We start from the raw sequence: 25,976 nt of genomic DNA, 5'->3' as shown, positions 1-25,976 counted from the left end.
CGGGTACTTCCTCGGGGCAGGCATCGTCTGGTCTCCTCTCCTGAGACCCATCTGACCCGCTGTCACCTCTCCCCGCATCTCGGGGGAACCTCAGAGCGCCAACCCTCCGCGTCCTTGGCCACGCGTCTGCGCAGCACGGCGGTGGGCAGCATGACCAGGTTCCTGGCCAGCGCGGTGACGATGGACAGCAGCATCGAAGGATCGTCCCAGATGCTGTGCGGGCTCTGACGGAGAAGCTCGCAGGCCACGCCCAGGATCGTGTTTCCGAGCGGGACAGCATCCGCTGGGGCGGACGCCCCCTCAACGCCGCAGCCTGACCGACCGCGAACCGCAGCCCCGGAGTGCCGAAAGGGACAAGTTCACGAGAAGGACAGCGACAGAAGGACGACTCAGGAGGCGGACGGCTCGATCTCCCCCGCAAAAACGATGACCTGGTCGATGAGGCTCCGCCGCAGATGGACGACGTCCGTTCCCGCCAGGCGGGGGCCTCCATCCGGCGTGGTGAAGACCCACCGGTACCGGGCCCACTCGTCAGGCATGTCCACCGCTGAGCAGCGCACCATCGTGCCGGTCCCCGCCGGGTGGCGCCGGATGTCCAGCACGAACCGCTCGACCGCCGCGATTCCTTCGCTGCGACCCAACGGCCCCCAGAAGACCACGTCTGAGGTCAGGGCCTGGGAGAGGAGGGCAGTCACATAGCTGTCGTCCGAGGCGTTAAACGCGGAGATGAACGTGTCGATCGCGGAGCGTGCCGTCTCTTCCTGCATGCCCCAGTAATACCAGCCGTTGCGCGTGCGCTCGTCCCGCGAGCCGCCTTCCGATCACCGTGGACCATCCCGGTCACAGCACTAGCCACCCGGACATCGGGCATCAACACTGGGGCGTCTGCTCCGAGCGCCCCCCATCCAGGGCTGGGAGGTACCGGCGAAGTTCCTCACCTCCGCCTGGCGCCGCCTGGTCTTCCCGCCCCCGCCGATGCCCATGGGCAGCGTCGAGAAGCGCGCCCTGATCGTCGCCTCCACCGAAGCCCTGCGCACCGCCCTGCACCGGCACGAGGTGTACGTGCCGGGCCTGCGAAATGGGGCGACCCCAACGCCCGGCTGCTGGGCGACACCGCGTGGGAGACGGCCCGCTCCCGCGTCTGCGAAGAACTCGACCTCGACCCCAAGCCGGACAAGATCCTCGCGGCTTGGACCGACCGCCTGGACGCCGCCCACCGCGAGTTCGCGAACGGGCTGGCCGCCAATCCGGCGGTGCGGATCGAGCAGCAGGGCGGCCGTGGCCGCGCGTCCTGGCCCCCGGCGGCAAGCCCACCCCCACCGGCAAGGCCATCATGGAGATCGGCCGCCTGGACCGCAGCGCCTACCTCTCCTCGTACTTCACCGACGAGCTGCTGCGGCGACGCATCAACACCCAGCTCAACCGGCAGGAGTCCCAGCACAACTCGGCACCCGGTACGTGCACGTCCTCGGAGTGACCGGCCATCCGGACGCCCCCTGGACCACGCAACAGGCCCGTGGTCTCCTGATTGGACCTCGACCACCGCGCATCCGAGTTCGATGTCCTCATACGCGACCGCGCCAGCCAGTTCAGCAGGTCGTTCGACATGGTCCTCGCCAGCGAGGGCATCAAAGTCGTAAAGATCCCTCCGCGGCGCCCCCAAGCGAATGCGTACGCGGAGAGATTCGTACGCACCGTCCGTTCAGAGGTCACCGACCGGATCCTCATCTTCGGCCGACGCCACCTGCGCGCCGTGCTGAACGAGTACATCCAGCACTACAACGGACGAAGACCCCACCGCGGACAACAACTCCACCCGCCACGGCCCGACCACCCCATCGCCGACCCTTCCCACGAGCGGATCAAGCGCCGACAGCGTCTCGGCGGCCTCATCAACGAATACGAGCGAGCGGCGTAGCAACGCAGGTCATCACAGGTGACCGTGTTGTGGAACCCCGCAGGACCAGCCGGCTGAAGGTCACCTCCGTGCTGCACGAACTGCCACCACCGCGGACCGGCAAGAAGGGACGCCCGCGCACCAAAGGGGCCCGGCTGGGCACTCCAGCGGAACTCGCCCGGCTGGTGGAGTGGCGGCGCATCAAGGTCCACCGCTACGGACGCACGTCCCCGGTCTTCCTCGCCGAACGTATCTGCCTGTGGTACGGCTCCCTCCACACCCGGCCGATCCGGGTCGTCCTGGTCTGGGACGAGCGCTGCGGGCCCGGCACCGGGCTGGACCGCGGCTACGGCGCCGCCCTGGTCACCACCGACCTCACCAGCCCGACCGAGGAGATCGTAGACCGCTACGCGTCCCGGTGGGCGATCGAGACGGCCTTCTTCGACGCCCGCCAGACTCTTGGTGTCGGCGAGGCCCGCAACCGCACCCGGCCCGCAGCCGAACGTACGTGCCCTTCGGTCTGTTCACCCTGACCGTGGTGATCCTCTGGTACACACTCACCGGCCATCAGCCCACCCATGCCGCCGAACACCGTTCCCGGGCCCGCTGGTACACCACAAAGACCCAGCCCTCCTTCGAGGACATGACCGCCAAACTCCGCCGCGTCATCATCGCCCACCGTTTTCGCGGCCCACGCCCTCACCAGGCAACACCCCAAGAAATCCAGGCCGTCCTCACCGCTCGGGCCGCCGCCGGAACATGACCACCCAGAACCGCAAAACACGAGCGATGCGACCGGACGCGTTTCGGGGCCGGGCCCAGTTACGGGCCCGGCTCCTCGCTGCAGTTGCCCCGCGGGTCTGTGCCCGTTCAGCGCGCCTTGTACGCAGCGGTGACCTCGACCTCCACCATCCAACCCTTGACGGCCAGCGACGCCACCTCCATCGTGGCACGCGCGGGCCGGGCCTTGTTGGCGACCAACGGCGCCTTCGGGGCGGAGGTGCCCATCGGGACCGGGACGACCTCCTTCGAGGTGAGGTCGATATTGGCGAAGTACTGTCGGTACGCGCGGTTCCACCCTGCGTAGTCGGCGGTCTCGACGCCGGGCGGTTTCATCAGGTAGCACTTCATGGTGATGACGTCGCCCAGGGTCAGGCCCACCGCTTCGAGGTTGGCCTTGATGTTGCGCAGGACGACCAGTGCCTGGGCCTCGGTGACCGTGACTCCCGTGGCACCCTGAGTGAGGGCCGGGTCGGTGTAGAGCTCGGGTGAGCCGGCCGGCGCGGACGGGTTGAGCGCGGTCGGGCCAAGGCCGCTGCTCTGGTAGATCGCTACCTCCCCGCCGGTCGCCACTCCGGTGGCGATGGCCGGGTTGGACTGGCCCTCGGGCAGCATGACACGGACCTCTTTGGGGCCGGGCCACCAGCCTCTGCCCTCGGCGAGCGCGGTGCCGCCAGTGAGGAGCGAGGCAGTCAGAGCCGTACCGATCGCAACTTTCGTGCGTCGCTTCATGCAGCCATCACCCTTTCGTGGATGTCGGTCACGACCTTGCGGGCCGAGGTGAACGCGCCGTGCTGCCAGGCGATGACATGGCTGAGCCAGTCGCCAGCGAAGTAGACGTGCCCGGCGGGCTGGTTGAGCAGCTTGTACTCAGGACCGGTCTGCGAGGGCCAGCCCACCCAGCCGGCCTCGATATGAGGCGTGCGGTGCCAGGCCACACTGAAGGAGTGATCGAGTTCGGTCCGGTACTTGTCGCCGTGGATCTTCACGCCCCGGCTCACCGCCCGCGCAAGGCGCTGGGCGTGCGGCAGATCGCTGTACGCGACGGCGTTGGCACCGAAGTTGTAGTAACCGATGAGTGTGCCGCGGCGGCCCTGGTGGCCGTAGGAGGGGTACCAGATCGTGGCCAGGTCGGTGTCGGTCGGCGTGATGCCACCGTAGATGTGCTCGTCCGTCTCCCACCATCGGCTGCGGTACTCGAGCCCGATCTTGCCGACGGGGGTCGGGACGGCGTACTTCAGCGCCGCGGTGATGTCGGTCCCCAGGTTGTGCTTGAGGCGGGCCATGACCATCGGCGGCATGGCCGCAACAACGAAGTCGGCGCGCTGGGTGCGGGTACGGCCGCCGACGTCCTTGTACGTGACCTCGGCCCCGTCCTGCAGGTCCTTGACCTCCAGCACCTCGGCGCCATAGGTGATGCGGTTCTGGCCGATCGCCTTGGCCAGGGCGTACGGGATCGCGTCCATGCCGCCCACCGGCTGGAACATCAGCATGGCCTGGTCGTAGCCGAGTTCGAAGGCGAAGCGCTGCCCCACGCCGCTGGCGAGGACGTCCGACAGCGTCGGCACCGGGCTAAGGACCGTGCCCTCCTCGAAGGCCGCGCCCGGCTCGACGGAGTAGCCTCGCCGGTCGGTGCCGGTGTAGGCGTAGCCGTCGGCTTTGCCCTTGATAGCGCCGAAGCTCTGCAGGAACGCGATCAGTCGTTCCTTGTCCTCCGCGGTGAGCTGGGCGTCCAGGGCGCCCCGGTCGGTGGCCTTGGCGAGCAACTCGGAGATGTAGCCGTAGACGTCGGCCTTCGCCGTGCGCCAGCGCATGGGCTTGCCCGCGAGGGCGGCACTGCTCTCGTGGTAGATGTACGCGTTGGCGTTCTGGTTGGTGAACACCTGCAGTTCGACGCCGAGTTCGCGGCAGTACTCGAGAGTGACGTGGGACTGCGGCAGCCGGGCCGGGCCCGCGTTCATGTACTGACCCTCGGTGAACGACGCCGTCTGCGTACGCCCGTCGAGATCGGTCAGCATCGTGCCGCCGCGAACCGTCCAGTTGCGGCCCCCGGGGCGGTCCTTCGCCTCCAGGATCCGGCAGTCGTAACCGGCTTTGCCCAGCTCGTACGCCGTCGCCAGGCCGGCTATGCCGCCGCCGAGCACGAGCACCTTCTTGCCGCCGCGCCCGGTGAGCGCGAAGTCGCTTCGCTGGGGCGCCCGGTACCCCTCCGCCCGCACGTCTGGCACCGGGGCGAGCCCGAGTGCGCCCATCGCCGAGTACAGCACTCCGGCGCCACCCGCGACGCCGACGGATCTCAGGAAGGCACGGCGGGATCCTGGGGACTGCTCTGCAGCCATCAATTCCTCCTCATCCGCACCCCGGGGCGCGCGCCGGCCGGGGAGCGGTCGTTCGATCAACCCGGTCACGTGGGGGGTGTGAGTTACTGAGGAGACCGGAGGTGCGCCATGAGCCTCCGCCGAGACTGTTACAACGCCATACCGCTGACGTAACCGGTTTCGAGCCGTGCGCTGCGAACCAGGAGGAAGGAGCGGGCGCGGTCCCGTCTTGGGCCGGGGGCAGCTCCTGTGCCGTTCGGAAACTCATCGCTGCTGCTCGGAGCGGGGCTGGCGTTCCATCACGGTCTGCTGGAACCCTGTCCGGGTGTTCGTCTCTGTGGTGTACCAGGTGGCTCGGAAGCTGCTCGCGTTCCCAGCGTTGCTGTTGCGTCGGGACGCGGCCAAGGACGCGGAACTGCTTGTGCTGCGACACGAGAACGCGGTGCTGCGCAGGCAGCTCACGAGGCGGCCGCTTCTTCCGCGACCGCACCGGTCTCACACCGGCCGCGTTCGCGGCCCGCGACGCCACGACCGATCCGTGAGTGGCACGTGGCGGCGGCCCATGGGCTCGCTTCTCAACCGCCCAGGACGACGACATGCTTGCCCGGCGTGGTGCCGGACTCGAGGCCGGCCTGGGCGTCACGGACCCGTTCCAGGCCGTGGTGGACGCTCGCGGTCGGGGCCCTGGGGCGCCCTTCGGCGACGGCCTGGAGCTGCCGGGTGAAAACGTCGGCCGGGAGATCGGCGGCCCCGCCCGCGTAACTGGTCAGCCGCACCCCGCTGGGGATCATGAACGGGGTGAAGTCGAGGATGGACCACCCACCCGCCAGGGCGCCGGTGACGCAGACGGTGCCGTGCACCCGCACGCATCCGAAGGTATCCGGCAGGACCGTGCAACCCACCAGCTCCAGCGCCGCGTCGACGCCCTGCGGCACGAGGTCGCGGACCTTCTCGGCGAGGCGCCCGTCGGCCACGACCGGGTGGTCGACGCCCATCGCCCGCAGCTCGTCGGCGCGGTCGGCGTGCCACGTGGTGGAAAGGACGGTGGCGCCGATCTCCTTGGCCATCGTCGCCGCACTCAGACCCACCGTGGAGGTGCCGCCGCGGATCAGCAGCGCCTGCCCGGCCTTCAGGTCCAGGCCACGGGTCAGTGAGCCGTACGCGGGCTGGAACATCTCCGGCAGGGCACCGACCACATCCCACGGCAGGCTGGTCTCGAAGGGATGACCTGCCCGGCGGGGACGGTCACGTACTGGGCGTAGGCACCGTCGTAGGAGCGGCCCATGCCGCCCATCATGGTCGCGACCCGCTGTCCCGCGTGCAGCCCGCTGTCCTCGTCGGCCTCGTCGATCGCGCCGACGCCCTCGATGCCGGGGATGCGCGGGTAGGTGACCTCCGGGTCCGACTCTCCCTTGCGGGTGGTCACCTCGGACTCGTTGACGCCGAACGCCTTCACCTTGATCCGCACCCAGCCGGGCTTGCGGACGGGCACCGGCACGTCCTTGATCTCCAGGGCGTCCAGGCCACCGGGCCGGGTGACGGCGACGGCCCGCATCGTCGCCGGTGCGGCACCGTCGGCGTCTGTGGGTCGGCTCATGCCAAGCTCCTTGTCGTATTCGTTCCCCCCGGGTGCGAAGGTCGGGCCGGGCGGGGCTCCTGGCGCAGGCACCCGGCTGATCACGCCGGTCCTGTCCGTTGACCGTTGACTGTCAGGGGCGGTCGATGCCTTCGAACCGGTTGAGGACAGCCTGGTAGTGCGCGGTGGCCTCAAGGGGAAGGTTGCCGACGCTTCCCGAGGTGGGCCGGTCGATGACGGCGGGCCACAGGCGGGTCCGCTCGCCGGTGGCGAAGTCGAGCACGATGTCGCGGATACGCGTGTCACGCTCGGCCTGCTCGGCGCTGCGGCCCGGCTGCTCCTGACCGACCAGGGCGTACATTTCGGTGCCGTGCACGGCGGGTGCGCTCTCGGCGGGCCCGATCGGGAGGAGGTGGGCGTTTCCGCCGGCAGCGGCGTGGGCCAGGGCGCCGCGGGCGGCGGGCAGGGCGAAGGTGTAGTCGTTCAGGTACGCGGCGCGGACCTCGGCCGGAGTGCGGCCGTCCCGGTCGTAGGCGCCGACGATCTTCTGGGCGCGGGAACGGGGAAGGCGCCACCCGGCGACTTCGTCGGTGACGGCCTCGACGGTGTGCGGTTGAACCGGTCGAGGTCGTTCGCCAGCCACCAGCCCATCTCTTCACTGCCCGCGCTTGATCGACACGCCCACCACGCGCCCCGTCGCGGCGAGACCAGAGGCGTTCGAGGTGATCTGCGTGTTGGCGCCGTACTCGAATCCGCCCCCATGGATGTACACGGCCACCGGGAGCGCCTCCCCGGCAGGCTCCTCGGGAGCCCACACGTTCAGGTTCAGGCAGTCCTCGCCCATCCCGCTGTCCGCCTCCAGCCAGTCGCCTCTGTCCGGCTGGACCGGGACGACACCCTTGCGGTCGTAGGGGCGCTCCGGATCGAAGTCCACGAGCACCGGGCGGCGGTACCGCTCGGCGGTGGCGTACGGAATCCCCCACCAGGAGCACACCCCTGGTGCAGTCGGGGCCTTAGGTGCGGTGGCGGTCATGGCATGTCCTTCCGGTGCGTGCGGTTCAGGTGTCTTCCATCGTTCTCCGGGGTCCGGTGAATCGCCCGGCGAGCAGCGGTCACCCGGTGGTCACCAGGTGACACTTCTCTGCGCTTGCTCTTCTCGTAGCTCGGACCACCGGGGTCAGGCTGCGGTCCTGCCGTCAGCAGGCCGGTGGGCCTTGGCCTGGGAGACCCCTCCGAGCAGGCACAGCACGGTGCCACGGGTGAAGGGGGTGTGCAGCTGTTGCCGCCGCCGAGGCTGATCAGCAGCGGAGCGGCGAAGGTACGGAGGCCGGCTCAGGCGGCTTGGCCGAGGTCGGCGGCAGCGGGTCCTCTCGGCGGAGCTGGGTGAAGTCGACGTCCAGCTTCGGGTCGTACGCCTCGGACTGAACGCCGAGCTCGTGGGTGCTGTACTGGCCGAAGCGGTTGATGTGCTCAGTCAGGTACGGCGAGATGTGAGCCAGGTCCTCTGGCTCGATCGTCCAGCCCTCTTCCGCCCCTTGACCACGAAAGCGAATCCGTCCCAGGCCCAACTACAAATGTCGGCCCTCCTACCACAGGGGCCTTTACATCTCTCCTCTGGTATCAGCCGTAATTCGAGATCTTCTCTGCGGGCGTCGAGACAACGGTACGCACACGCGACCGTGCTCACCGGCCGCGGGCCATCCCCACGCGTGGGAGCAGGTCTCCCGGTTACAGGTGTCGTGTCGGTCGCAGGGCCATCCCGACGGGTGCGGGGAGCAGGCCGCGCCGAGGCGCTGGACACGCTCCGCTATGGACCATCCCCGCCGGTGCGGGGAGTAGAACTGTCAGCGGCCAGTCCGGGATCCCCATGTACGGCCCGTTGAACTGTCACTCTCGGTTTCGAATTGACCGGTTCCTGATGTGGCCGGTCACGTACAGGTGGACGCGATGGGATGCCGGCCAGGTCGGTACCGGGCGGGCACAGGCGATCAGCTGTCTGCGCAGGCGTCTTGGCCGACGAGTTGTGCCACGCGCTCCATGCAGCGCATCCGGGCAGGAGAGAAGTCGTAGGGCATCTTGGTGATCGCCTCCGAGGCGCCCATCTGCGTGTCCTCCTCCTCTGCCAGGTCGGCGTCGTAGGTCTCGAAGAGCTCGTCATCGGCCGTGTCCAGCCCGGCTGCCGTGATGGCCTGTACGAGGGTCATGTGGTGGGTGTATCGCTGTACGGCGATTTCCTCGACGCGCGGGTCATCGGGGTCGACGCCGTCGTCGAGGGCGGCCTCGGCCTCGTCGAGACGGTCCTCCTCGGCCCGTAGGTCGGGATGGGTGGCCAGCACGATGTACACGCTGGCCTGTATTGCGGAGCCGAGCGGACCGAAGATCCGTTCCGTGACCAGCAGGGCCTCCATGTCGGAGGCGCGCAATGCGCCAGGGGGCAGGTGGCTGAGCCGATCCGTCACCAGCTCGGAGAGCAGGCCCTGCGGGCTGCCCACGGCCCGCAGGCGCCCGACGGCCGCGCGCTGACGTTTGATGTCGGCCTCCTGGGCAGCCAGGGATTCCTCCAGCCGGCCCAGGGTCTCCTCGATGTCCCCGGATTCGTCGAAGGCAGCTCGCATGTCGTGCAGACTGATGCCGACCTCCGCCATTCTGCGGATCCACAACAGGCGGATCATGTCGTCGTAGCCGTAGCGGCGGCGGCCGTCTCCACCGCGCTCGGGTTCCGGCAGCAGACCGATCTGGTGGTAGTGGCGGATAGCGCGTGGGGTGGTCCCGGCGAAGGCGGCAGCAGCGCCGATCTTGACCTGGCGGGGCGGTGTGACGGAGGGGTACATCGCAGACGGAGCCTTTCGTGCTGTGGTGCCTCAACGACACCACATGCCGCTACGGCAGGTGCAACAACACACCACCCGGGTTCCACCGACCACGAGGCCCTGACCACCGCCGGAACCGATCACTGTGACGAGGCATCCCGCATCCCGCTGGCAGACCTCTGCACCCTCATCCGCCAGCCGTTGTGTGCCGACGCAGGTCGTGATTAACGGCGTCGTCCGGATCGGCAGGTCCGTACGGATCTCCGCCATATGCAGCGCACCGACGGCCCGCTGTCCGGGTTGCGGCACGGTGTCAGCGCGAGTGCACAGCCGCTACGGCCGCAGGCTCGCCGACACTGCGGTCGCCGGGCAGGAGACCGCGATCTATCTTGAGGTCCGGCGCTTCTTCTGCGACTATGCCGGCTGCGGGAAGAAGACGTTCGCTGAGCAGGTCGAGCACCTCACTTTCCGGTACGGCCGACGGACCGTGTCGCTCCAGCGCCTGCTGCAGCAGGTTGCGTTGGCGCTCGGCGGGCAGGCCGGTGGAACGCCTCGCCGAGAGGCTGGCCGCCCCGGTGAGCGGTCCGACCCTGCTTCGGCTGATCCGTTCCATGGACCTGCCGGAGGTGCCCGAGCTGAGTGTGCTCGGTGTCGACGAGTTCGCCTTCCGCCGAGGCCGGCGCTTGGGCGCCATCCTCATCGACATGGACAGTCGGCGTCCTGTCGATGTCCTGCCCGATCACACGGCCGACACCTTCGCCGACTGGCTCCGCCAGCACCCGCATATCGGCACGCTCTGCCGGGACCGCGGCGGCGCCTTCGCCGAGGGCGCTGAACGGGGCCAGCCCGGAATCTCGCAGGTCGCAGACCGGTGGCAGTGCGCCATGAGGCGCCTTGTCGTATCCCCGATTCAGTTTGCCGTATCCCCGATTCAGTCGGGAAGAATTTGGAGGGAGGTTCTTGGGTCTGATGGCTTACCGAATCCGGAAACGGTGTTGGGACCGCAGCATGCCAGAAAATCGACGGCCGGGCCGACGGACTTGACCTTCACCAGGTACCGCCGCCAGCGCCACGGATACGCCACACCCGGCTGTTCTCGCGTGACCACGAGGTATCGGTCCACTCGGTGATCGTGGCCACTGCCCGCTGCGCGAAGGTCGCGACCATGGCGTCGGGCCGACTGCCGCATGTCGGACCGGTCGCATCCGCGACCAGACGCAGGCGGTCGGCATCGGGGTCGCAGGCGATGGCGTCGCCGGGCAGCTGGAAGTGCACGGCGAGCCGGGCACCGGCTCGGTAGGCGTCCAGGCCGGCACGGCAGTACGCCACCATCCCGTCCGGCAGGGCGTCCAGCCGCGACCATTTTCTCTGGGGCTGGGTTGGCTGTTCACTCGACGAAGAGTTCTGTTTCCGCACGTCAAGATGGTCCGTGTACCGATCGCCTTGTCCAACAGGTGTGGTGGAAGGGATCAGGTCCGTGATGCGGCCATGCCAGGTCGTCGACCGCCCTGTGCACGGACTCCTCGGAGGCAACGCCAGCCAGGGGTCATCGGCAAACGATCAGGCCACAGTGCGAGCGGAGTCGTCCTTGCTGTCCGCTGTCAGTTGGCGGCTCCAGGAAGTCCGGGCAGCTGCGGCCAGCACCAGCCGCTCATGCGGGGGCTCCGGTCCGACCGGTCGCCAGACGAGGTCTGGATCACCGACCGAGCTGCTCCGCGTCCGAAGCGCAACCAGATCGTCTTGGCCGATGAGCCGGTGGCGGAAAAGCGTATGGCTGCTGTGACTCTCGGGAACTGTGTCAGGCGTCCAACCGTGGTCGCGCAGGCGGGTGAGGACGGCGTCGGCGTAGCCGGGGGCGCGCTCCGACGGAAACCACAGCAACCGCTGCCCCCACAGCTCAGGCCAGGCCAGTTCCGGTCGTCCGGCGAGCGGATGCGAGCCGTGCAGCACAACGCCGAGCGGCTCGTCGTTGATCGTGCGCAACTCCAGGCCCGAGGCGTCCACGGGCATGCGCAGGATACCGAAAGCCAGTGTGCCCGCGCGCAGCAGATCGCCTTGGAGCTGGGAGTCGACCTGCTGGTAGGCGAGCCGCAGCCGCCAGCCACGTGTCATGGCCTGCTCCGCTTGTACCAGCGCTGATTGCGCCACACCCCGGCATACTCCGACAGTCGCCGTCGGCGTAACGGCGCGCGCCGCATCGATCGACGAACTCAATGCACCGAGCGCCCGGTTGACGCCATCCAGCAGGAGCCGTCCTCCCTCGGTCAGTTCCATCCCCTGCGGCAGGCGCCGGAACAGCGAGGTGCCGATGCGTCGCTCCAGCAGCCGGATCTGCTGGCTGAGGCTGGGCTGAGCGATGTGCAAGCGTCGGGCTGCCGCGGTGACGGTGCCGGCCTCGGCGACTGCAGCGAAATACCGCAGCTGTCGCAAGTCCACGCCTGACAGCCCGTCCATGTCTAGCTCACCCACCCTGATCAGCACCCATAGGCGCCAGCCTATAGCCAGGTTGCGAACCGGTCTTGGTGCTGCGCGGACTGCCTGCCCTTAGCTGGAGGCATGTACGTGATTGTGCTCAAGTACCAGGTGCCGCTAGATACGATCGACGCGCTCAAGGATGCCCACTACAGCAACCCTGACGGTGTATTTGCCAAGGGGATGGCGCGCTTGGCGGGCCCCCTGGAGCCTCGCACCGGCGGGTTGATCATCGCGAACGGCGAGCGGTCAGCGATCGAGGCCGCCGTCGCTTCCGACCCGTTCGTCACCACCGGGGTCGCCACCGCTGAGATCCTCCGATTCGAACCCACCTGGAGGCCTGCGAGCATCCCCGCGGCGCTGGTGTCCAGCGAGGTTTCGCCGGCTGGCCCCGTGACGACATCGCACACCTACGACGTCACGGTCGAGTGGACGGGCAATCTCGGGTCAGGCACGACCAGCTACCGGTCCTACAGCCGAGATCACGAGGTACTGGCGCATGGCAAGGCCGGGATCGCAGCCTCCTCAGATCCCGCGTTCCGCGGCGACCGGGCGCGGTGGAACCCTGAGGAGTTGCTCGTGGCCTCCGTCGCGCAGTGCCACATGCTGTGGTACCTCCACCTCTGTGCGGTCGGTGGAGTCACCGTCACCGACTACGTGGACCATGCCCATGGAGTCATGGTTATGGATGAGAGTGGCGGAGGAGGACAAATCGCTGAGGTCGTCCTACATCCCGAGGCGACCGTCGCCGATACGTCGATGGTGGAGAAGGCCCGCGAGCTGCACCGCGACGTGCCCGCTGTGTGCTTCATTGCGCGCTCGGTGCGCTTCCCCATCACCCACATACCTGTAATCCGTGTCCAGGACAACTGAGCAGCATCCCGGCAGCACCCAGCTCACAGGAGCCGACCGGCATCTCCCCGAGCATGGGTTTCGTCGCGCAGTGCAGGGAACTGTGAACTCTCCCGCGTCACGAAGTCGCCTGCACTACGGTCGGGTTGGTCCGTAGTCGTGTGCGCGTTTGCGGAGGGGGCCGGGTGGCGGAGGGACCGGTGGCCGAGCGTGGGGTGCTGACCGCTCCGGCCGGCGTGTGGGATGCCGCGGTACGGCAAGCCGAGGTGATCGGGCCTCTTGCCGAGAAGGCCAGGGTGGGGCTGGCAGATGCGGATGAGGCCGCCGCGATGCTGGCGATATCCCGGCGTCAGGTGGATGTGCTGGTGGGGCGGTGGCGCGCGGGTGTGGGGGTGGTCTCGGACCTGCTGCCGGGCCGTTCCAGTGGTGGCCGCGGGAGTGGGCGGCTGCCGGATGAGGTCGAGGCGATCGTTGCGGAGGTGCTGCGCAGGCGGTACCTGACGCGGCAGCGCCGGAGTGTGGCGGCCGTTCACCGGGAGATCGCACGCCAGTGCCGCCTCGGTGGACCGCGGGTTCCGTCGCGTGGGTCGGTGGTGCGGCGGATCGCGCGGCTGGAGCCGATCTCTTCCACGGTCGCGCGGGAGGGCAGCGAGGCGGCCCGCCGGTTGCGGCCGGCCGGGGGTGTGCCGCCTGTGGTGGTCGATCTGCTGGAGCAGGTCCAGATCGACCACACGCCGGTGGACGTGACCGTGGTCGACGAGCAGCACCGGATGCCGATCGGCCGCCCGTAATTGACGGCGGCGATCGATGTGGTCAGCCGGTGCGTCGTGGGTCTGGTGGTGACGCTGGAAGCGCCGCCGGCGAGCTCGGTCGGGCTGTGCCTGGCGCATGTGGTCACCGACAAGCGGCCGTGGCTGGAGCGGCTGGGAGTGGAGGCGGCCTGGCCGATGAGCGGCAAGCCACGCGAGCTGTACCTGGACTGGCCGAGCTCCGCCGGATCCTCGGCCTGCTGCGCACGCCGGACAACAGCGCGCAGTGGCGACCGCCGCCGTCGCTCGACCAGCTCGCCGAGCTGGTTTCCGGATACCGGACAGCCGGGATGCCGGTGCGATTGGAGTTCACCGGCGAGGTCCGGCCGCTGGCCGGTGGCCTTGAGCTGTCGGCCTACCGGATCGTCGAGGAGGCGCTGGCCAACGTGCTCAAACACACCGACCCCACCCAGGTCACGGTGACGCTCCACTACGGCCGGACGCAGCTGGACGTCACGTCGAAGACGACGGCGGCGGCCGCGACACGGTCCCGTCGGCCGGCGGGCACGGCATCCTCGGGATGCGGGAGCGTGCGGCGGTGGCAGGCGGCAGCCTGGACGCCCGCCGTACCGCCGACGGATTCCTGGTGACCGCCCGGCTCCCCGTGGGGGATGCAGCATGACCATCCGCCTTCTGATCGTCGACGACCAGGAACTGATCCGCACCGGCTTCCGGCTGTTCCTCCAGACCCAGAACGACCTCGAAGTGGTCGGCGAAGCCGGCGACGGCCACGAGGCACTCAAGCAGGCCGCTGCGCTGCGCCCCGACGTGGTCCTGATGGACATCCGCATGCCGCGCATGGACGGCGTCGAGGCCACCTCCCGGCTGACCGCCTCCGGAACCTCGCCCCGGGTGCTGATCCTCACGACCTATGACCTGGACGCATACGTCTTCGGCGCGCTACGGGCGGGCGCGTCGGGTTTCCTGCTCAAGGACGCCTCCCGCGACCGCCTGCTGGAGGCGATCCGCGTCGTGCACGCTGGTGAGGCCCTGCTGTCGCCGTCGATCACCCGCAGGCTGATCGAGGACTACGCCACCCGCACCGAACCGCTCCGGCCCCCCACCAAGCTGCTGGCCGCTCTCACCCCCCGGGAACGGGAGACCCTCCTCCTAGTGGCCAGGGGCCTGTCGAACCCGGAGATCGCCGCGCACCTGGTCGTGACCGAGGCGACGGTGAAAAGCCATATCGGCAGCATGTTCGCCAAGCTCCATCTGCGTGACCGCGCCCAAGCCGTGGTATTCGCCTACGAAAACGGCCTCGTCCTCCCAGGCAGCTCAGGCTGAGCCAGCAACCACTTCGGCAGGCGCCTGAGCGCCCGATGCTGTAGACGGCCATGGATGGTGTGGATGCGGTCGCGGATCTCCATGGAGTCCATGACCTCCTGTGTTGCTGTACATCGTGATGAGCACGCCCTCGGTGTACTCAAGCCGGTCCGCCTCCAGGTGCGCGAGGTTCTCGACACTTGCGGCCCGGTCGCGGGCCGCGTAGGCGCGCACTAGGTCGAGCACCCGCCATGCGGCTTGGTTCATCCAGGGGTCGGTGAGGTCCTGGAAGCCCTTCATCGCATCTGCGTGCTCGATCGGTCGGCGGCGTCCGCCGGGGTCCGGGGGCGGGGCACGGCGGACGCCGTCCCCAGGTCGAGGCGCTTGTTCATATACAGGCGGAAGGTGCCGTACGGGTTGACGTGGGACCAGAACAGCGCGGTCAGGCCGCGCCGGTCCTCGTCACTGAGGTGGGGTGCTTGGGGCCGCCGCGGGTGAACCGCCGCAGCACCTGCTCGGCCTCGGCCGTGCCGAGGCGGAGCGCGGTGGTGTACTTGACCATCTGGTCGTACTGCTGCTCGATCAGCTCCCAGCGGATCGGCCGCGTCAGCGAGGCGCCGAGCGACCATTCGAGCGGTCGAGACCGCGACCTGGGCGTGGTGGCGCTACTCGGTCCGCCACCAGCCCTGTCCGACATGCCAGTCCCTCACCCAGTGCAGGAAATCGCCCCCAGGCTGATCGGACGGGGTGTCGGCATAGGGCGCGGCGCATCCGTCCCTGAGCCACCACACCCGACCGCGTTGCGGCCCGGTCACCACCAGGGTCCAGTACTCACCGGGCCTGTCGCTGCCCAGCAGCACCGAGCCGTGCTGGTAGGTCTGGTGCAACAGAGACGAGTGGCGGGTGTGGTCGTAGTAGTCGTACTCCCACTGCCATTCCTCCTCGAGCGGAAAGGGCTGACCGGGCGCACGCCGACGCCGACGGTGCTGAGCAGGGACGACTGGCCAACCATGGCAGTGGGGCCCCTACCCGACGGCGGTTTGCTCGCCGGTCGTGAGGTAGGCGATGACCATGTCGCCCAGCAGAGTCCGGTAGTGGTCGCGGCGGTCCGGTGCGATGAGGTCTCGTCCGAAGAGGGCGCCGAAGGTGTGGCGGTTCGTGATCCGGAAGCAACAGAACGAGCTGATCAACATGTGCAGGTCGACGGCGTCCACCTGGGCGTTGAAGACTCCCTGTTCGCGGCCCGCGCGGAGGATCCGGTCGATGATGGCGATCACCGGGGCGTTGAGCGAACGCAGCGTCGGTGAGGCGGCGATGTGCTCGGCCTGGTGGATGTTCTCGATGCTGACGAGGCGCATGAAGTCCGGGTGCGCCTCGTGGTGGTCGAAGGTGAGACCGGCCAGGCGACGGATCGCGGACACCGGGTCGAGATGCTCGACGCCGAGTTCCTGTTCGCTGTGCCGGATGCTGGCGTACGCCCGCTCCAGCACGGCCGTGAACAGCTGCTCCTTGCTGCCGAAATAGTAGTAGATCATGCGTTTCGTGGTCCGGGTGCGATCGGCGATGTCGTCGATGCGGGCGCCGGAATAGCCGATGCGCGCGAACTCCTCCGTCGCGGCCTCTAGGATCTCGGCCCGGGTCCGTGTGGCGTCGCGGGTACGTCTGGCAGCCGGTTGTCCCTTTGTCGGAGTCGGTGACTGCGGGGAGACGGAAGCTGGCATGAGGTTCCTCACCGGGTAGGACTGCCGACGAGGTCGGCGAGGTCATCGAGCATACGATCGATGTGCGGCTCACAGCCGGTGAACAGCCGGAAGGCGTCGGCGGCCTGGAAGACGGCCATGCCGCCGCCGTCGAGGGTGCGGCAACCGAGGGCCCTTGCCGTGCGCAGCAGTTCGGTCTCCAGCGGGCGGTAGACGACCTCGGCCACCCACAGCCGTGGGTGCAGCAGTTCGGCGGGGAACGGCAGCCCCGGGTGGCCCGCCATCCCGGTGGGGGTGGCGTGGACCAGGCCGTCGGCTCGCGCCAGCTGGGCCGCCAGGTCCGGCAGCGGCGCGGTACTCGCACAGCCGGGCCCGAAGGTGCGGTGGAGAGCGGTGGCGAGGGCGGCCGCGCGGGTCTGGTCGGCGTCCACGAGGACGAGCCGGTCGGCGCCGACGGTGAGCAGCGCGTGGGCAACGGCGGCCCCGGCCCCGCCCGCCCCGAGCTGTACGACCGAACCGGTCGGTACGTCGGGCAGTCCGCGCGCGAAGGACTGGGCGAATCCGCTGCCGTCGGTGTTGTGCCCGATGGCGCGCCCGCCCCGGAGGACGACGGTGTTGACGGCGCCGATCTCCGCGGCCTCGGGCGCGAGTTCGTCCAGGTGCTCGATCACGAGTTGTTTGCAGGGGTGGGTGATGTTGAGGCCGTCGAATCCCAGGGTGCGGGCGGACCTCAGCAGTTCGCCCACGGCCGTGGCCGGCAGCGCCAGTTCGTCGATGTCGATGGTGCGGTAGAGCAGGCGCAGGCCGTGCCGGTCCGCTTCCCGTTCGTGCAGGGCGGGGCTGAGCGAGGGGCCGATACCGGCGCCGATCAGCCCTGTCAGATAGGAGGAACTCACGGTGGAGGGGGTCACAGTGATCGCGGGGTTCCTTCCGGCAATGGGAGGTCGGTGCGCCTGCGGCCGTCCGTGCCGAGGCGGAGGGCCGCAGGCGCGGCGGGGACGGGGACAGGGTCAGACTGCCGCCGACTCGCGCTCGGCGGCCCGGTCCTGGCGCGTGCCCGGCTTCATGCCGAGCTCGGCGGTGGGCACGTTGTAGGTCTCTCGGGCGGTCAGCACGGCGATGGAGCTGACCGCGCACATCGAGGCGGTGAGGATCCCGACGGCGACCCAGTTCTTGCCGTCGGAGCCGGAGAGCTCCGTCGCGTAGGTGACGGCGAATCCCGTGATGGCGAAGCCGACCTGGGTGCTGATGGCCATGCCGGACAGGCGGACCCGCGTGTTGAACATCTCCGCGTAGAGGGAGGGCCAGATGCCGTTGGCGGCGCTGTACACCAGGCCCATGGTGGCGGCGCCGGCCAGGAAGATCAGCGGGTAGCTCTTCGAGGTGACCGCCCCCAGGTAGACGAAGATCATGACGGCGCTGCCGATGGAGCCGATGAGGAAGACGGGCTTGCGGCCGATGCGGTCGGAGAGCTTGGCCCACAGCGGGATCGCGATCAGGGCCACCAGGTTGGCGAAGACGCTGACCCACAGCATGGTGGTGCGGTCGAGGCCGACGGCGCCGGTGGAGTAGGACAGCACCCAGACCCCGCCGATCGTGCTCACCGCCGCGATGAGCGCCGCCGAGGCCACCCGCAGCATGTCGGCCCAGTGGTCCCGGAGGAGTTCGACCACCGGCAGCTTGGCCACCTCGGCGTGTTCCGAGATCTGCTCGAAGGCCGGTGCCTCCTGCAGGGTGCGCCGGATGAGGTACGCGGTCAGGGTCACGAGCGCGCTCAGCAGGAACGGGACGCGCCAGCCCCAGGTGAGCAACTGCTTCTCCGGGAGGGAGGCGATCGGGATGAAGATCAGGGTGGAGAGGATCAGGCCGAACTGAGTCCCGTTGAGGGTGAAACTGGTGAAGTAGCCGCGTTGGTTCTCCGGCGCGTGTTCCAGCGTGAGGGAACTGGCGCTGGACTGCTCGCCGGCGGCGGACAGCCCCTGGAGGAAGCGCAGCACCACGAGCAGGACCGGGGCCAGCGTGCCGACCTGGCCGTAGGTGGGCAAGCAGCCGATCAGGAAGGTCGACAGGCCCATCATGAAGAGGGTGAAGACCATGATCTTCCTGCGGCCGATCCGGTCCCCGAAGTGCCCGAGGAAGACGGCGCCGATGGGGCGGGCCGCGTAGGCCACACCGAAGGTCGCCATCGAGATCAGCGTCGCGGTGGCCGGGTCGTCCGGGTTGAAGAAGACCTTGGGGAAGACCAGCGCGGCGGCGCTGCCGTAGATGAAGAAGTCGTAGTACTCCAGGGCGCTGCCGATCCATGCGGCGAAGGCCGCTTTTCGGTGCCCACTGGGTGGAGTCTTCGATTCCGAGGCGTCATCGAGCGAACGAGCGGTCACGTGTGCTCCTCTTTGAGTACCGCGAGGGCTCCCGTTGCGGGAACGCCCGGGCCAGCGGGGACAGGGGGGACGAAGGGCGGCGGAGGACGCCACAACTCGCCTACGGGGATGCCGTGTCGAGCGGACTTGCCGGATGACTGGCGGGGATGGCAGTCAATTAACGTACTAGGAAGTTAATAGAGGACTGTGGGGTCACTTCCGGCCAGCGTCAAGACATCCGGCCGAAATTTATTCGTCACACTTCACCTCTTGCGTCGGAGGTGTCTCGCCGCTAGATCTAACGAACAAGTGAGTACATCCACGCCTCGCCGCCCATCGGGGAGTTGAGCTTCCGGCCTCCGACTCCTGTCAGGCCCGGGACAGCGGTCGGGGACGCCGCGCGCTTTGGCCTCCAGGCGGTCCAGTTCACCCCCGGCCTTCCGCGCCGCCGGCCAGGACGCCGAAGGCGAGGAGGACTGCCTCACCCTCAAGGTCCGGGCCCCGGCGGGGCCGACAGCGCCCACGCCGGTGCTGTTCTGGTTCTACGGCGGCGCGTTACCGCACGGCAGCGGCAGTCTCTATGACGGCGCATGGCTGGCCGAGGTGTGCGACGCGGTCATGGTGACCGTCAACCACCGGCTCGACCCGCCCGCCTTCGACAACCTGGCCGGCCTGCCGCCCGCCACACCCATGAGCCCGGCCGACCTCGCCGTCACCGCTACGCTGCACCGAGCGGCGCCTTCCTGCACACCGGCGCTCCCGCGGGCTCCCCAACGGCCGCGACCGGCCCCGCTGCGAGCCACGGGACCGCGCCACGGTGATCCTGGACGACCAGGCCCCGGGTCGTATACGACCCCCGTCGCGAATGCCGCCTCCTCTCCTGGACCACGTCCTGAGCCTCGTGCAGATCACCCGGCGTCCTTATGCGTGATGCGAGGACGGACGAACAGCCCCGGGTCACCAACCTGGGGCTTCACTCGGCCGTGCACAGGGCCGATCGTGGCCGTGCCGGGTTCAGTGTGCGGGAAGCGCCTCCAGGGCCTTGGACGCCGTTGTGAAGGCCTGGGCTGCCATCCCCTCGACCGGGAGGTCCCGGTAGCCGGGGTAGTTGACCTCGACGCAGTACGGGCCGCGGAAGCCGCGTTCGTGCAGGCCCAGCAACAGGCCCGCGATGTCCAGCTCGCCGTCGCCCGGCAGCAGCCGGCCCTGCCGTGCCTCGGTGAGGAAGTCGCCGTCCACGACGCAGCCGTCGTTGAGCTGGACGGCCACGATCCGGTCGGGCGGCAGACCGTCGAGGTCGGCCAGGCTGGAGCGGGTGTTGTAGAAGTGCCAGACGTCGATCATCAGCCCGGCGTTGGCGGCGCCCGAGGCCTCCACCACCGCGCGGGCGGTGGCCACGTCCTTCATGCCCGACCAGGGGAACGCCTCGACCGCGACGCGCAGCCCGTAAGCGGCGACGCCGTCGCAGATCGTACGGAGCCGCGCGCCCGCGGCGCCGATGTCGAGCTCGTCCGCGGTGAACTCGCCCGCTGTGACGTGATGCGGCCGGAACGCCTCGCCGAGCGCGCCGACAGCGGCGACGGTGCCGGCGTCACCGGCGCCGGCCGCGGCCCAGCCGCTCAGGAACTCGATCTCGTTCAGGGCGAGTCCGTGCGTACCGAGCACTGCGCGCAGGGACGCGTCGCTCGCCCCGTCGGCCCGCATCAGCCGGTAGTCGTCGGTGTGCAGGCCGATGCCGGTGAAACCCGCGGCGGCGGCCGCGCGGCAGCGTTCCGCGAACGGCACCCGGGCGGGCTGGGCGAAGCCCGCGCCGGACAGGGTCACGAAACTCGCGGTCAACTCCCGGTTCATGGCAGGACCGGGGTGGCGTGGGAGTGGAAACTCGCAGGCACCTCGAGACCCCAGGCGGTGGAGCGCCCCTGGCCCTCGGTGGTCCAGGTGACCGGCTCCCAGTCGGGGGCGAAGATGTGGAAGCCGCCGGAGAACACCTCGATCCGGTTGCCGCCGGGTTCCAGGACGTAGAGGAAGAAGCCCTGGGTGCGGGAGTGCTTGGCGGGGCCGAACTCGATCTCGACACCCAGTTCGCAGAAGATGTCGGCGGCGCGGAGCACGTCCTCGCGGTTCTCGACGGCGTAGGCGAGGTGGTGCAGCCGCCCGGTGACGCCGGGCACCGGTTCGCGGGTGATGGCGAGGTCGTGGGCCTTGTTCATGAGGCTGAGCCAGGCGCCCACCTCGGGCTGGCCGGGCGGGATCAGGTGCTCGCGGAGCTTGAAGCCGAGGGCCTCGCACATGACCTCGCGCGTGCCCGGTACATCGTTCGCGAGGACGTTGATGTGGTCGATGCGTGCCGCGCCCACGCCCCTGGTGACGGAGGACTGCGGCTGGTTGGGCAGGTAGGAGGCCTTGCCCGCCGGGGCACGGTACTTCTCGGTCTCGAAGTAGAGCTCCATGCGCTGGCCGCTCGGGGCGATGAAGGAGTACGCCTTCCCGTGCCCGAAGTCCCCGTCGATCCACTCCCCCTCGACGCCGCGTTCCTCCAGGGCGGCGACCCGGCGGGTCAGGGCCTGCGGGCTCACCGCGCGCCAGGCGACATGACCGAGGCCGGCCCGGTCGGCGGCGGTCAGTTTCAGGGTTGTCAGGTCGTGGTCGCCCCAGGCGCGCAGATAGGCGCTGCCACCGGACTCGTGCACCAGGTCGAGGCCGTAGACCTCGGTGAAGAAGGCCAGGCTCCGGTCGTACACGGGGGTCAGCAGTTCGGCGTGCCCGAGGTGGGCCAGTTCGTAGAGCGGCTCAGTCACGCTCGTTCTCCTTCGCTTTCTTCTCCAGCTCCGCGATGTCGGCCAGCACCTGGGGGCCGCGGTTGATCGCGGAGAACCCGGTGAACAGGAACGCCAGATCGATGACGGCGCGCAGCTCGTCCCAGCTGGCACCGGCCCGTAGCGCGGCGAGGCCGTGCAGTTTGGCGGCATCGCTGAGTTTGGCGTGCAGGATGCCGAAGAGCACCAGCTGGACCGTCTTCTGGTCCAGCGTCTCCGGATACATGATCATGTTGCGCAGTCGTTCCTGCGCCAACAGCAGTTCCGGGTTGTCCTTCTCTGACGCCTCGAAACGGGAGGCCACGCGCGGGGGGACGAAGCCCAGCATCCGCTCGTACGTCGCCCGGAAGTCGTCGACGCTCTCGGGGCGCTCATCGCTCATGGGATGCCTCCTGTTCGGCCTGTTCGGCCTGTTCGGCCTTGGTGATGTCGCCCGCCGCCCAGTGCTCCGGCGGGATCTCGCGCACGAGGACCCGGATGGCCCCGTCGGGTGCGTCCAGGGAGTCCCGCACGGCGGCGTGCACCTGGTGAATGAGGTCGCGGACCATCGAAGGAGGGCGTCCGGCGACGATGCTGATCTCTACGAGTGGCATTCAGGCTCCGACCACTCGCAGGGTGCCGAGGTGGGTGAACTCGGCGCTGATCTCCCGCCCGGGCTCTACGAACACGGCGTCGGTGAGGCCGCCGGTGAGCACGATCCAGCCGGGCTCGATGGCGATGCCGCGCTCGCCGAGGGAGTTCGCCGCCAGCGCGAGTGCCTCGGCGGGGTGGCCCTGCACGGCGGCGCCGGTCGCGGAGTCGGTGATCTCGCCGTTGATGCCGAGCAGGCAGCCCTCCAGCGCGAGGTCGAGACCCTCTGGCGGCAGGCTGGTGCCGCTGACGACGAAGCGGGAGGACGAGGCGTTGTCGGCGACCACGTCGGGGAGGGTGAACTTGAAGTCGGTGAAGCGGCTGTCGATGACCTCGAAGCCCGCGTGCACGCTGCGGACGGCGGCGAGCGCGGTCGCGGCGGTGACCCCGGGCCCGGCCAGCCGCTCCCCCATGACGAAGACGATCTCGGGCTCGACGCGCGGGTGGATGAGTTCGTCCATCGGCACCGGGACGCCCTCCGGGAGCACCATCGCGTCGGTGAGCCAGGCGGTGAGCGGGGAGTCGATGCCCATCCGCTGCTGCTTGGCACGCGAGGTGAGGCCGAGCTTGACGCCGACGACTTTCTCGCCGGAGTCGACCTTGCGCTGCAGCAGCGCGTCCTGCACCTGGTAGGCGGTCGGCAGGTCGAGGCCGGGCCATTCGTCGGTGATCCGGCCGCCGTCCCTGCGGTCGGCCTCGCGGCCGAGCAGCTCCGTGACGGCGCGGTCGATGGTCCAGTCGCTCATGCGGGTACGCCTTCCGAGGTCGTGGCGCGGGTGGAGAGGTCGATCGCCACGTCGATGATCATGTCTTCCTGGCCGCCGACGTACCCGGCCTCGCCGACCGCGCGCAGGATGGCGTGCGCGGGTACTCCGTAACGGTCGGCGGCGCGCTGCGCGTGCAGCAGGAACGAGGAGTAGACGCCGTGCCTGCCCTGCTCGATGGCTGGGCGGTCCGCGATGGGCAGCCGGGGAATCAGCGGGGTGAGCACCTCGTGCGCGGCGCGCAGTACGCCGTCCACGTCGAGGCCGATCGGGACCCGCATCCGTTCGAAGACGGTGGCAAGGAGTTCGGTGGGCGAATTGCCGGCGCCCGCGCCCAGCGCGCACAGGCTGCCGTCGATCTGGCGGGCGCCCGCCTCGTACGCGGCGATCGAGTTCGCGACGCCGAGCGAGAGGTTCTGGTGGCCGTGGAACCCGATCTGGGCGTCGTCGCCGAGCTCGGCGGCCAGCGCCGATACGCGGTCGGTGACGTCGGTGGGCAGCAGCCAGCCCGCGGAGTCGACGACGTACACGCACTGGCACCCGGCGTCGGCCATGATCCTGGCCTGTTTCGCCAGTGCCTCGGGACCGACCCGGTGCGAGAGCATCAGGAACCCGACGGTCTCCATGCCCAGTTCGCGCGCGGCCCCGAAGTGCTGGATCGAGACGTCCGCCTCGGTGCAGTGGGTCGCCACCCGTACGATCCCGGCGCCCGCGTCGTGGGCCCGGCGCAGGTCGTCGACGGTGCCGAGGCCGGGCAGTAGCAGGACGGCGATGCGGGCCCGGCGGGCTTCGGCGACGGCCGCCTTGACGAGTTCGATCTCGTCGGTGTGCGAGAAACCGTAGTTGAAGGAGGACCCGGCGAGGCCGTCGCCGTGGGTGACCTCGATGACGGTGACGCCCGCGTCGTCCAGGGCGCGGGTCACGGCCCGTACCTGGTCGACGGTGAACTGGTGGGCCACGGCGTGACTGCCGTCGCGCAACGTGGTGTCGGTGATGCGTACGGCCGGCCGGGGATCCGCGGTCATCGGGTCACCGCCTTGTCTCGCTGGCTGATGAGTTCGCCGACACGGACTGCGGCGGCGGTCATGATGTCGAGGTTGCCTGCCCACGGGGGCAGGTAGTCGCCGTTGCCGCGGACTTCGAGGAAGACCGCGACTCGGGCCTGCCCCTGCCATCCGGGGCGCGGGTCGTCGAACTGCGGCTCGGAGCGCATCTGGTAGCCGGGTACGTAGACCCGTACCTCCTCGACCATCCGGTGGATGGACTCGGTGACGGCGTCGCGGTCGGCGTCGGCGGGGATGGCGCAGTACACCGTGTCGCGCATGATCATCGGGGGATCGACAGGGTTGAGGATGATGATCGCCTTGCCGCGTCCGGCGCCGCCGACGGTCTCGATCGCGTGGGAGGTGGTCTCGGTGAACTCGTCGATGTTGGCGCGGGTACCGGGGCCGGCCGAGCGGGAGGCGATCGAGGCGACGATCTCGGCGTACGTCACGGGCACGACTCGGGAGACGGCGGCCACGATGGGGATGGTGGCCTGGCCGCCGCAGGTGATCATGTTGACGTTCGGTGCCGCCCCGTGCTCGGTGAGGTTGACCACCGGGCAGACGAAGGGACCGGTCGCGGCGGGGGTCAGGTCGATGGCGGTGATCCCGGCCTCGGCGTAGCGGGCGGCGTTGGCCAGATGTGCCTTGGCGGATGTGGCCTCGAAGACCAGATCAGGCAGCTCCGGCCGGCTGAGCAGCCAGTCCACGCCTCCGGCGCTGGCTTCGACGCCGAGCTTCCCGGCACGGGCCAGGCCGTCGGAGGCGGGGTCCACCCCGACCATGTACCGGACGTCGATGTGCTCGTTGCGCAGCAACTTGACCATCAGGTCCGTGCCGATGTTGCCCGGCCCGACGATGGCGGCGGTGGCGGTCATGCGTCCTCCCCCTGCTTGGTGGTGTGACCGAATCGCGCGGTGACGGTGCCCAGCCCGCCGAAGGCCGCGGTCACGGAGTCACCGGCGGCCACCGGCACGGCGGCGCAGACAGAGCCGGGCAGGATGACATGGCCCGGCTCCAGGGTGACGCCGAGTCGGCCCACCGTATTGGCCAGCCACACCAGGGCGTTCAGCGGCGAGCCGAGTACGGCACCGCCGGCTCCGGTGCCGACGACCTCGCCGCGGCGGGTCAGCACGCAGCCGGACAGCCGCAGATCGACCGCTCCCACAGGGACGGGGCGGCTGCCGAGCACCACGCCGCCCGCCGACGCGTTGTCCGCGACCGTGTCGATCAAGCCGATCTTCCAGTCCCGGATCCGGGAGTCGATGATCTCCAGGGCTGGGAGAACGTAGTCGACCGCCGACAGCGCCTGCGCGGCGTTCACCCCCGGGCCGGTCAGCGGCCGCTTGAGGACGAAGGCGATCTCCGGTTCGACCTTGGGGCTGATGAACTCGGCCAGTCCGATCGGCAGGCCCTCCAGATGGAACATGGACTCCATCAGGTGCCCGTAATCCGGCTGGTCGACGCCGAGCTGGCGCTGCATGGCCGCCGAGGTGAGCCCGACCTTGTGTCCTTGGACGCGCTGCCCGTCCTCGGTCCAGGTGCGCACCTGCTCGAGCTGGACCGCGTAGGCGTCCTCGACGGTAAGCCCGGGGCGGGTCCGGCTGACCGGGTCGATCGGCTCGCGGGCGCGCCGTGCGGCGAGCAGTTCCTTGGCGACCACGAGGTGCGTGGCTTTGTCCATCTGCGGCTCTTTCCTCAAATGATGGGCGGTCCCCCGGCAGCATGTTGCGGCGGGTCCCACCCGGCAACCCAAGTGATCCGCTGAGCGGATCAAGATCGATTCCTTTTCGGCGCACACTTGTTCCGCTCAGCGGATCATCCGACTTGCCCGCTCTTCATCCCGAGAGGACAATCCTCCCGTAACGTGACGCCCCACGGACCGG

31 protein-coding genes and 4 pseudogenes are annotated in these 25,976 nt (G+C 69.3%); 11 read left to right on the top strand and 24 right to left on the bottom strand.

Annotated elements, in window-relative coordinates; translation table 11 throughout:
- Positions 1–62: 62 nt before the first annotated feature.
- Together ACFZDL_RS42395 and ACFZDL_RS42390 are read right to left on the bottom strand one after the other, a co-directional pair.
- The gene (locus ACFZDL_RS42395; RefSeq protein WP_353595854.1) at positions 63–248 is read right to left on the bottom strand and encodes a hypothetical protein; all 186 of its coding nucleotides are present in this window, start codon (positions 246–248) and stop codon (positions 63–65) included.
- Between the two features lie 141 nt (positions 249–389).
- On the bottom strand, positions 390–767 hold the full coding sequence (locus tag ACFZDL_RS42390) for a nuclear transport factor 2 family protein (RefSeq protein WP_274911083.1): 378 nt from the start codon (positions 765–767) through the stop codon (positions 390–392).
- A gap of 566 nt (positions 768–1,333) precedes the next feature.
- On the opposite strand from ACFZDL_RS42390, the gene ACFZDL_RS42385 reads away from it, so the two are divergent.
- Genes ACFZDL_RS42385 through ACFZDL_RS42370 form a run of 4 tightly spaced genes read left to right on the top strand, consistent with a single transcriptional unit; the run spans position 1,334 to position 2,660 of the window.
- A complete protein-coding gene (locus tag ACFZDL_RS42385) occupies positions 1,334–1,477 on the top strand; it encodes a Tn3 family transposase (RefSeq protein WP_353595855.1) in 144 nt (47 codons plus the stop codon).
- A gap of 51 nt (positions 1,478–1,528) precedes the next feature.
- Positions 1,529–1,918, top strand: a complete 390-nt coding sequence (locus ACFZDL_RS42380) for an integrase core domain-containing protein (RefSeq protein WP_353595856.1) — start codon at positions 1,529–1,531, stop codon at positions 1,916–1,918.
- A 29-nt stretch (positions 1,919–1,947) separates the two neighbouring features.
- Positions 1,948–2,430 (top strand): hypothetical protein, encoded by a 483-nt coding sequence (locus tag ACFZDL_RS42375; RefSeq protein ID WP_353595857.1) that lies wholly within the window; start codon positions 1,948–1,950, stop codon positions 2,428–2,430.
- On the top strand, positions 2,406–2,660 hold the full coding sequence (locus ACFZDL_RS42370; RefSeq protein ID WP_353595858.1) for a hypothetical protein: 255 nt from the start codon (positions 2,406–2,408) through the stop codon (positions 2,658–2,660). The genes ACFZDL_RS42375 and ACFZDL_RS42370 overlap by 25 nt, the downstream gene beginning before the upstream one ends.
- A gap of 107 nt (positions 2,661–2,767) precedes the next feature.
- Here the strand turns inward: ACFZDL_RS42370 and ACFZDL_RS42365 are convergent, their stop codons facing one another.
- The 7 genes and pseudogenes from ACFZDL_RS42365 to ACFZDL_RS42335 form a co-directional block, all read right to left on the bottom strand.
- On the bottom strand, positions 2,768–3,409 hold the full coding sequence (locus ACFZDL_RS42365; RefSeq protein WP_353595859.1) for a Rid family hydrolase: 642 nt from the start codon (positions 3,407–3,409) through the stop codon (positions 2,768–2,770).
- Positions 3,406–5,016 carry a flavin monoamine oxidase family protein gene (locus ACFZDL_RS42360; RefSeq protein ID WP_353595860.1) on the bottom strand — a complete coding sequence of 537 codons (1,611 nt, stop codon included), beginning with the start codon at positions 5,014–5,016 and terminating at the stop codon, positions 3,406–3,408. The genes ACFZDL_RS42365 and ACFZDL_RS42360 overlap by 4 nt, the downstream gene beginning before the upstream one ends.
- A gap of 554 nt (positions 5,017–5,570) precedes the next feature.
- Positions 5,571–6,592: pseudogene (locus tag ACFZDL_RS42355) on the bottom strand (alcohol dehydrogenase catalytic domain-containing protein).
- A gap of 112 nt (positions 6,593–6,704) precedes the next feature.
- On the bottom strand, positions 6,705–7,214 hold the full coding sequence (locus ACFZDL_RS42350) for a hypothetical protein (protein WP_353595863.1): 510 nt from the start codon (positions 7,212–7,214) through the stop codon (positions 6,705–6,707).
- Positions 7,215–7,226: 12 nt separating this feature from the next.
- Entirely contained in the window at positions 7,227–7,604 is a 378-nt protein-coding gene (locus ACFZDL_RS42345; protein WP_353595864.1) for a carboxylesterase family protein, read from the bottom strand.
- 265 nt (positions 7,605–7,869) lie between these two features.
- Positions 7,870–8,139, bottom strand: a complete 270-nt coding sequence (locus ACFZDL_RS42340) for a Tn3 family transposase (RefSeq protein ID WP_353595865.1) — start codon at positions 8,137–8,139, stop codon at positions 7,870–7,872.
- A gap of 420 nt (positions 8,140–8,559) precedes the next feature.
- On the bottom strand, positions 8,560–9,402 hold the full coding sequence (locus ACFZDL_RS42335; protein WP_353595866.1) for a MerR family transcriptional regulator: 843 nt from the start codon (positions 9,400–9,402) through the stop codon (positions 8,560–8,562).
- 124 nt (positions 9,403–9,526) lie between these two features.
- Here ACFZDL_RS42335 and ACFZDL_RS42330 point away from each other — a divergent pair.
- Positions 9,527–9,736: pseudogene (locus ACFZDL_RS42330) on the top strand (hypothetical protein); the annotation flags it as partial.
- Between the two features lie 61 nt (positions 9,737–9,797).
- Entirely contained in the window at positions 9,798–10,511 is a 714-nt protein-coding gene (locus ACFZDL_RS42325; RefSeq protein ID WP_391194011.1) for a transposase, read from the top strand.
- Here the strand turns inward: ACFZDL_RS42325 and ACFZDL_RS42320 are convergent.
- Together ACFZDL_RS42320 and ACFZDL_RS42315 are read right to left on the bottom strand one after the other, a co-directional pair.
- A complete protein-coding gene (locus ACFZDL_RS42320; RefSeq protein WP_353595931.1) occupies positions 10,429–10,797 on the bottom strand; it encodes a hypothetical protein in 369 nt (122 codons plus the stop codon). The two genes, ACFZDL_RS42325 and ACFZDL_RS42320, sit on opposite strands and share 83 nt — an antisense overlap.
- 144 nt (positions 10,798–10,941) lie before the next feature.
- Positions 10,942–11,835 carry a LysR family transcriptional regulator gene (locus ACFZDL_RS42315; RefSeq protein ID WP_353595868.1) on the bottom strand — a complete coding sequence of 298 codons (894 nt, stop codon included), beginning with the start codon at positions 11,833–11,835 and terminating at the stop codon, positions 10,942–10,944.
- Between the two features lie 102 nt (positions 11,836–11,937).
- Between ACFZDL_RS42315 and ACFZDL_RS42310 the strand changes: the two genes are divergently transcribed.
- The 4 genes from ACFZDL_RS42310 (at position 11,938) to ACFZDL_RS42295 (ending at position 14,798) form a co-directional block, all read left to right on the top strand.
- Positions 11,938–12,726 carry an OsmC family protein gene (locus tag ACFZDL_RS42310; protein ID WP_353595869.1) on the top strand — a complete coding sequence of 263 codons (789 nt, stop codon included), beginning with the start codon at positions 11,938–11,940 and terminating at the stop codon, positions 12,724–12,726.
- 179 nt (positions 12,727–12,905) lie between these two features.
- Positions 12,906–13,496, top strand: coding sequence for a hypothetical protein (locus ACFZDL_RS42305; protein WP_353595870.1), 591 nt, complete (start codon positions 12,906–12,908; stop codon positions 13,494–13,496).
- A gap of 119 nt (positions 13,497–13,615) precedes the next feature.
- On the top strand, positions 13,616–14,104 hold the full coding sequence (locus tag ACFZDL_RS42300; protein ID WP_353595871.1) for a hypothetical protein: 489 nt from the start codon (positions 13,616–13,618) through the stop codon (positions 14,102–14,104).
- 28 nt (positions 14,105–14,132) lie between these two features.
- A complete protein-coding gene (locus ACFZDL_RS42295; RefSeq protein WP_353595872.1) occupies positions 14,133–14,798 on the top strand; it encodes a response regulator transcription factor in 666 nt (221 codons plus the stop codon).
- Between the two features lie 448 nt (positions 14,799–15,246).
- Here the strand turns inward: ACFZDL_RS42295 and ACFZDL_RS42290 are convergent.
- From ACFZDL_RS42290 to ACFZDL_RS42270, 5 genes and pseudogenes are all read right to left on the bottom strand, one after another.
- A pseudogene (locus tag ACFZDL_RS42290) lies at positions 15,247–15,387 on the bottom strand (Tn3 family transposase); the annotation flags it as partial.
- Between the two features lie 55 nt (positions 15,388–15,442).
- A complete protein-coding gene (locus ACFZDL_RS42285) occupies positions 15,443–15,664 on the bottom strand; it encodes a hypothetical protein (RefSeq protein ID WP_353595873.1) in 222 nt (73 codons plus the stop codon).
- 138 nt (positions 15,665–15,802) lie between these two features.
- Entirely contained in the window at positions 15,803–16,498 is a 696-nt protein-coding gene (locus ACFZDL_RS42280) for a TetR/AcrR family transcriptional regulator (RefSeq protein WP_353595874.1), read from the bottom strand.
- Between the two features lie 8 nt (positions 16,499–16,506).
- The gene (locus tag ACFZDL_RS42275; RefSeq protein WP_353595875.1) at positions 16,507–17,388 is read right to left on the bottom strand and encodes a shikimate dehydrogenase; all 882 of its coding nucleotides are present in this window, start codon (positions 17,386–17,388) and stop codon (positions 16,507–16,509) included.
- A 99-nt stretch (positions 17,389–17,487) separates the two neighbouring features.
- Entirely contained in the window at positions 17,488–18,858 is a 1,371-nt protein-coding gene (locus ACFZDL_RS42270) for an MFS transporter (RefSeq protein WP_353595876.1), read from the bottom strand.
- A 384-nt stretch (positions 18,859–19,242) separates the two neighbouring features.
- On the opposite strand from ACFZDL_RS42270, the pseudogene ACFZDL_RS42265 reads away from it, so the two are divergent.
- Positions 19,243–19,473, top strand: a pseudogene (locus ACFZDL_RS42265) (carboxylesterase family protein); the annotation flags it as partial.
- Between the two features lie 378 nt (positions 19,474–19,851).
- On the opposite strand, the gene ACFZDL_RS42260 reads toward ACFZDL_RS42265, so the two are convergent.
- The 8 genes from ACFZDL_RS42260 to ACFZDL_RS42225 are packed head-to-tail and all read right to left on the bottom strand — an operon-like array spanning position 19,852 to position 25,774.
- Positions 19,852–20,676 (bottom strand): TIM barrel protein, encoded by an 825-nt coding sequence (locus tag ACFZDL_RS42260; RefSeq protein ID WP_353595877.1) that lies wholly within the window; start codon positions 20,674–20,676, stop codon positions 19,852–19,854.
- A gap of 8 nt (positions 20,677–20,684) precedes the next feature.
- Positions 20,685–21,635, bottom strand: coding sequence for a VOC family protein (locus ACFZDL_RS42255; protein WP_350950853.1), 951 nt, complete (start codon positions 21,633–21,635; stop codon positions 20,685–20,687).
- Positions 21,628–22,035, bottom strand: coding sequence for a carboxymuconolactone decarboxylase family protein (locus tag ACFZDL_RS42250; RefSeq protein WP_119101047.1), 408 nt, complete (start codon positions 22,033–22,035; stop codon positions 21,628–21,630). Before ACFZDL_RS42250 ends, ACFZDL_RS42255 begins: the two co-directional genes overlap by 8 nt.
- A complete protein-coding gene (locus ACFZDL_RS42245; RefSeq protein ID WP_353595878.1) occupies positions 22,025–22,246 on the bottom strand; it encodes a tautomerase family protein in 222 nt (73 codons plus the stop codon). Before ACFZDL_RS42245 ends, ACFZDL_RS42250 begins: the two co-directional genes overlap by 11 nt.
- The gene (locus ACFZDL_RS42240; RefSeq protein WP_089511995.1) at positions 22,247–23,029 is read right to left on the bottom strand and encodes a 2-keto-4-pentenoate hydratase; all 783 of its coding nucleotides are present in this window, start codon (positions 23,027–23,029) and stop codon (positions 22,247–22,249) included. It abuts the gene before it with no gap.
- Positions 23,026–24,072: a 4-hydroxy-2-oxovalerate aldolase gene (gene dmpG / locus ACFZDL_RS42235; protein WP_353595879.1), complete on the bottom strand. Its 1,047-nt coding sequence runs from the start codon at positions 24,070–24,072 to the stop codon at positions 23,026–23,028. The genes ACFZDL_RS42240 and dmpG overlap by 4 nt, the downstream gene beginning before the upstream one ends.
- The gene (locus ACFZDL_RS42230) at positions 24,069–24,968 is read right to left on the bottom strand and encodes an acetaldehyde dehydrogenase (acetylating) (RefSeq protein ID WP_138046651.1); all 900 of its coding nucleotides are present in this window, start codon (positions 24,966–24,968) and stop codon (positions 24,069–24,071) included. Before ACFZDL_RS42230 ends, dmpG begins: the two co-directional genes overlap by 4 nt.
- Positions 24,965–25,774 carry a 2-keto-4-pentenoate hydratase gene (locus tag ACFZDL_RS42225; protein ID WP_089511992.1) on the bottom strand — a complete coding sequence of 270 codons (810 nt, stop codon included), beginning with the start codon at positions 25,772–25,774 and terminating at the stop codon, positions 24,965–24,967. The genes ACFZDL_RS42230 and ACFZDL_RS42225 overlap by 4 nt, the downstream gene beginning before the upstream one ends.
- Positions 25,775–25,976 lie beyond the last annotated feature (202 nt).

It is taken from the genome of Streptomyces sp. NPDC007917, from assembly GCF_042959105.1.
In the GTDB taxonomy this organism is placed as follows: domain Bacteria; phylum Actinomycetota; class Actinomycetes; order Streptomycetales; family Streptomycetaceae; genus Streptomyces.
This window is presented reverse-complemented; position numbering and strand designations above follow the sequence as displayed.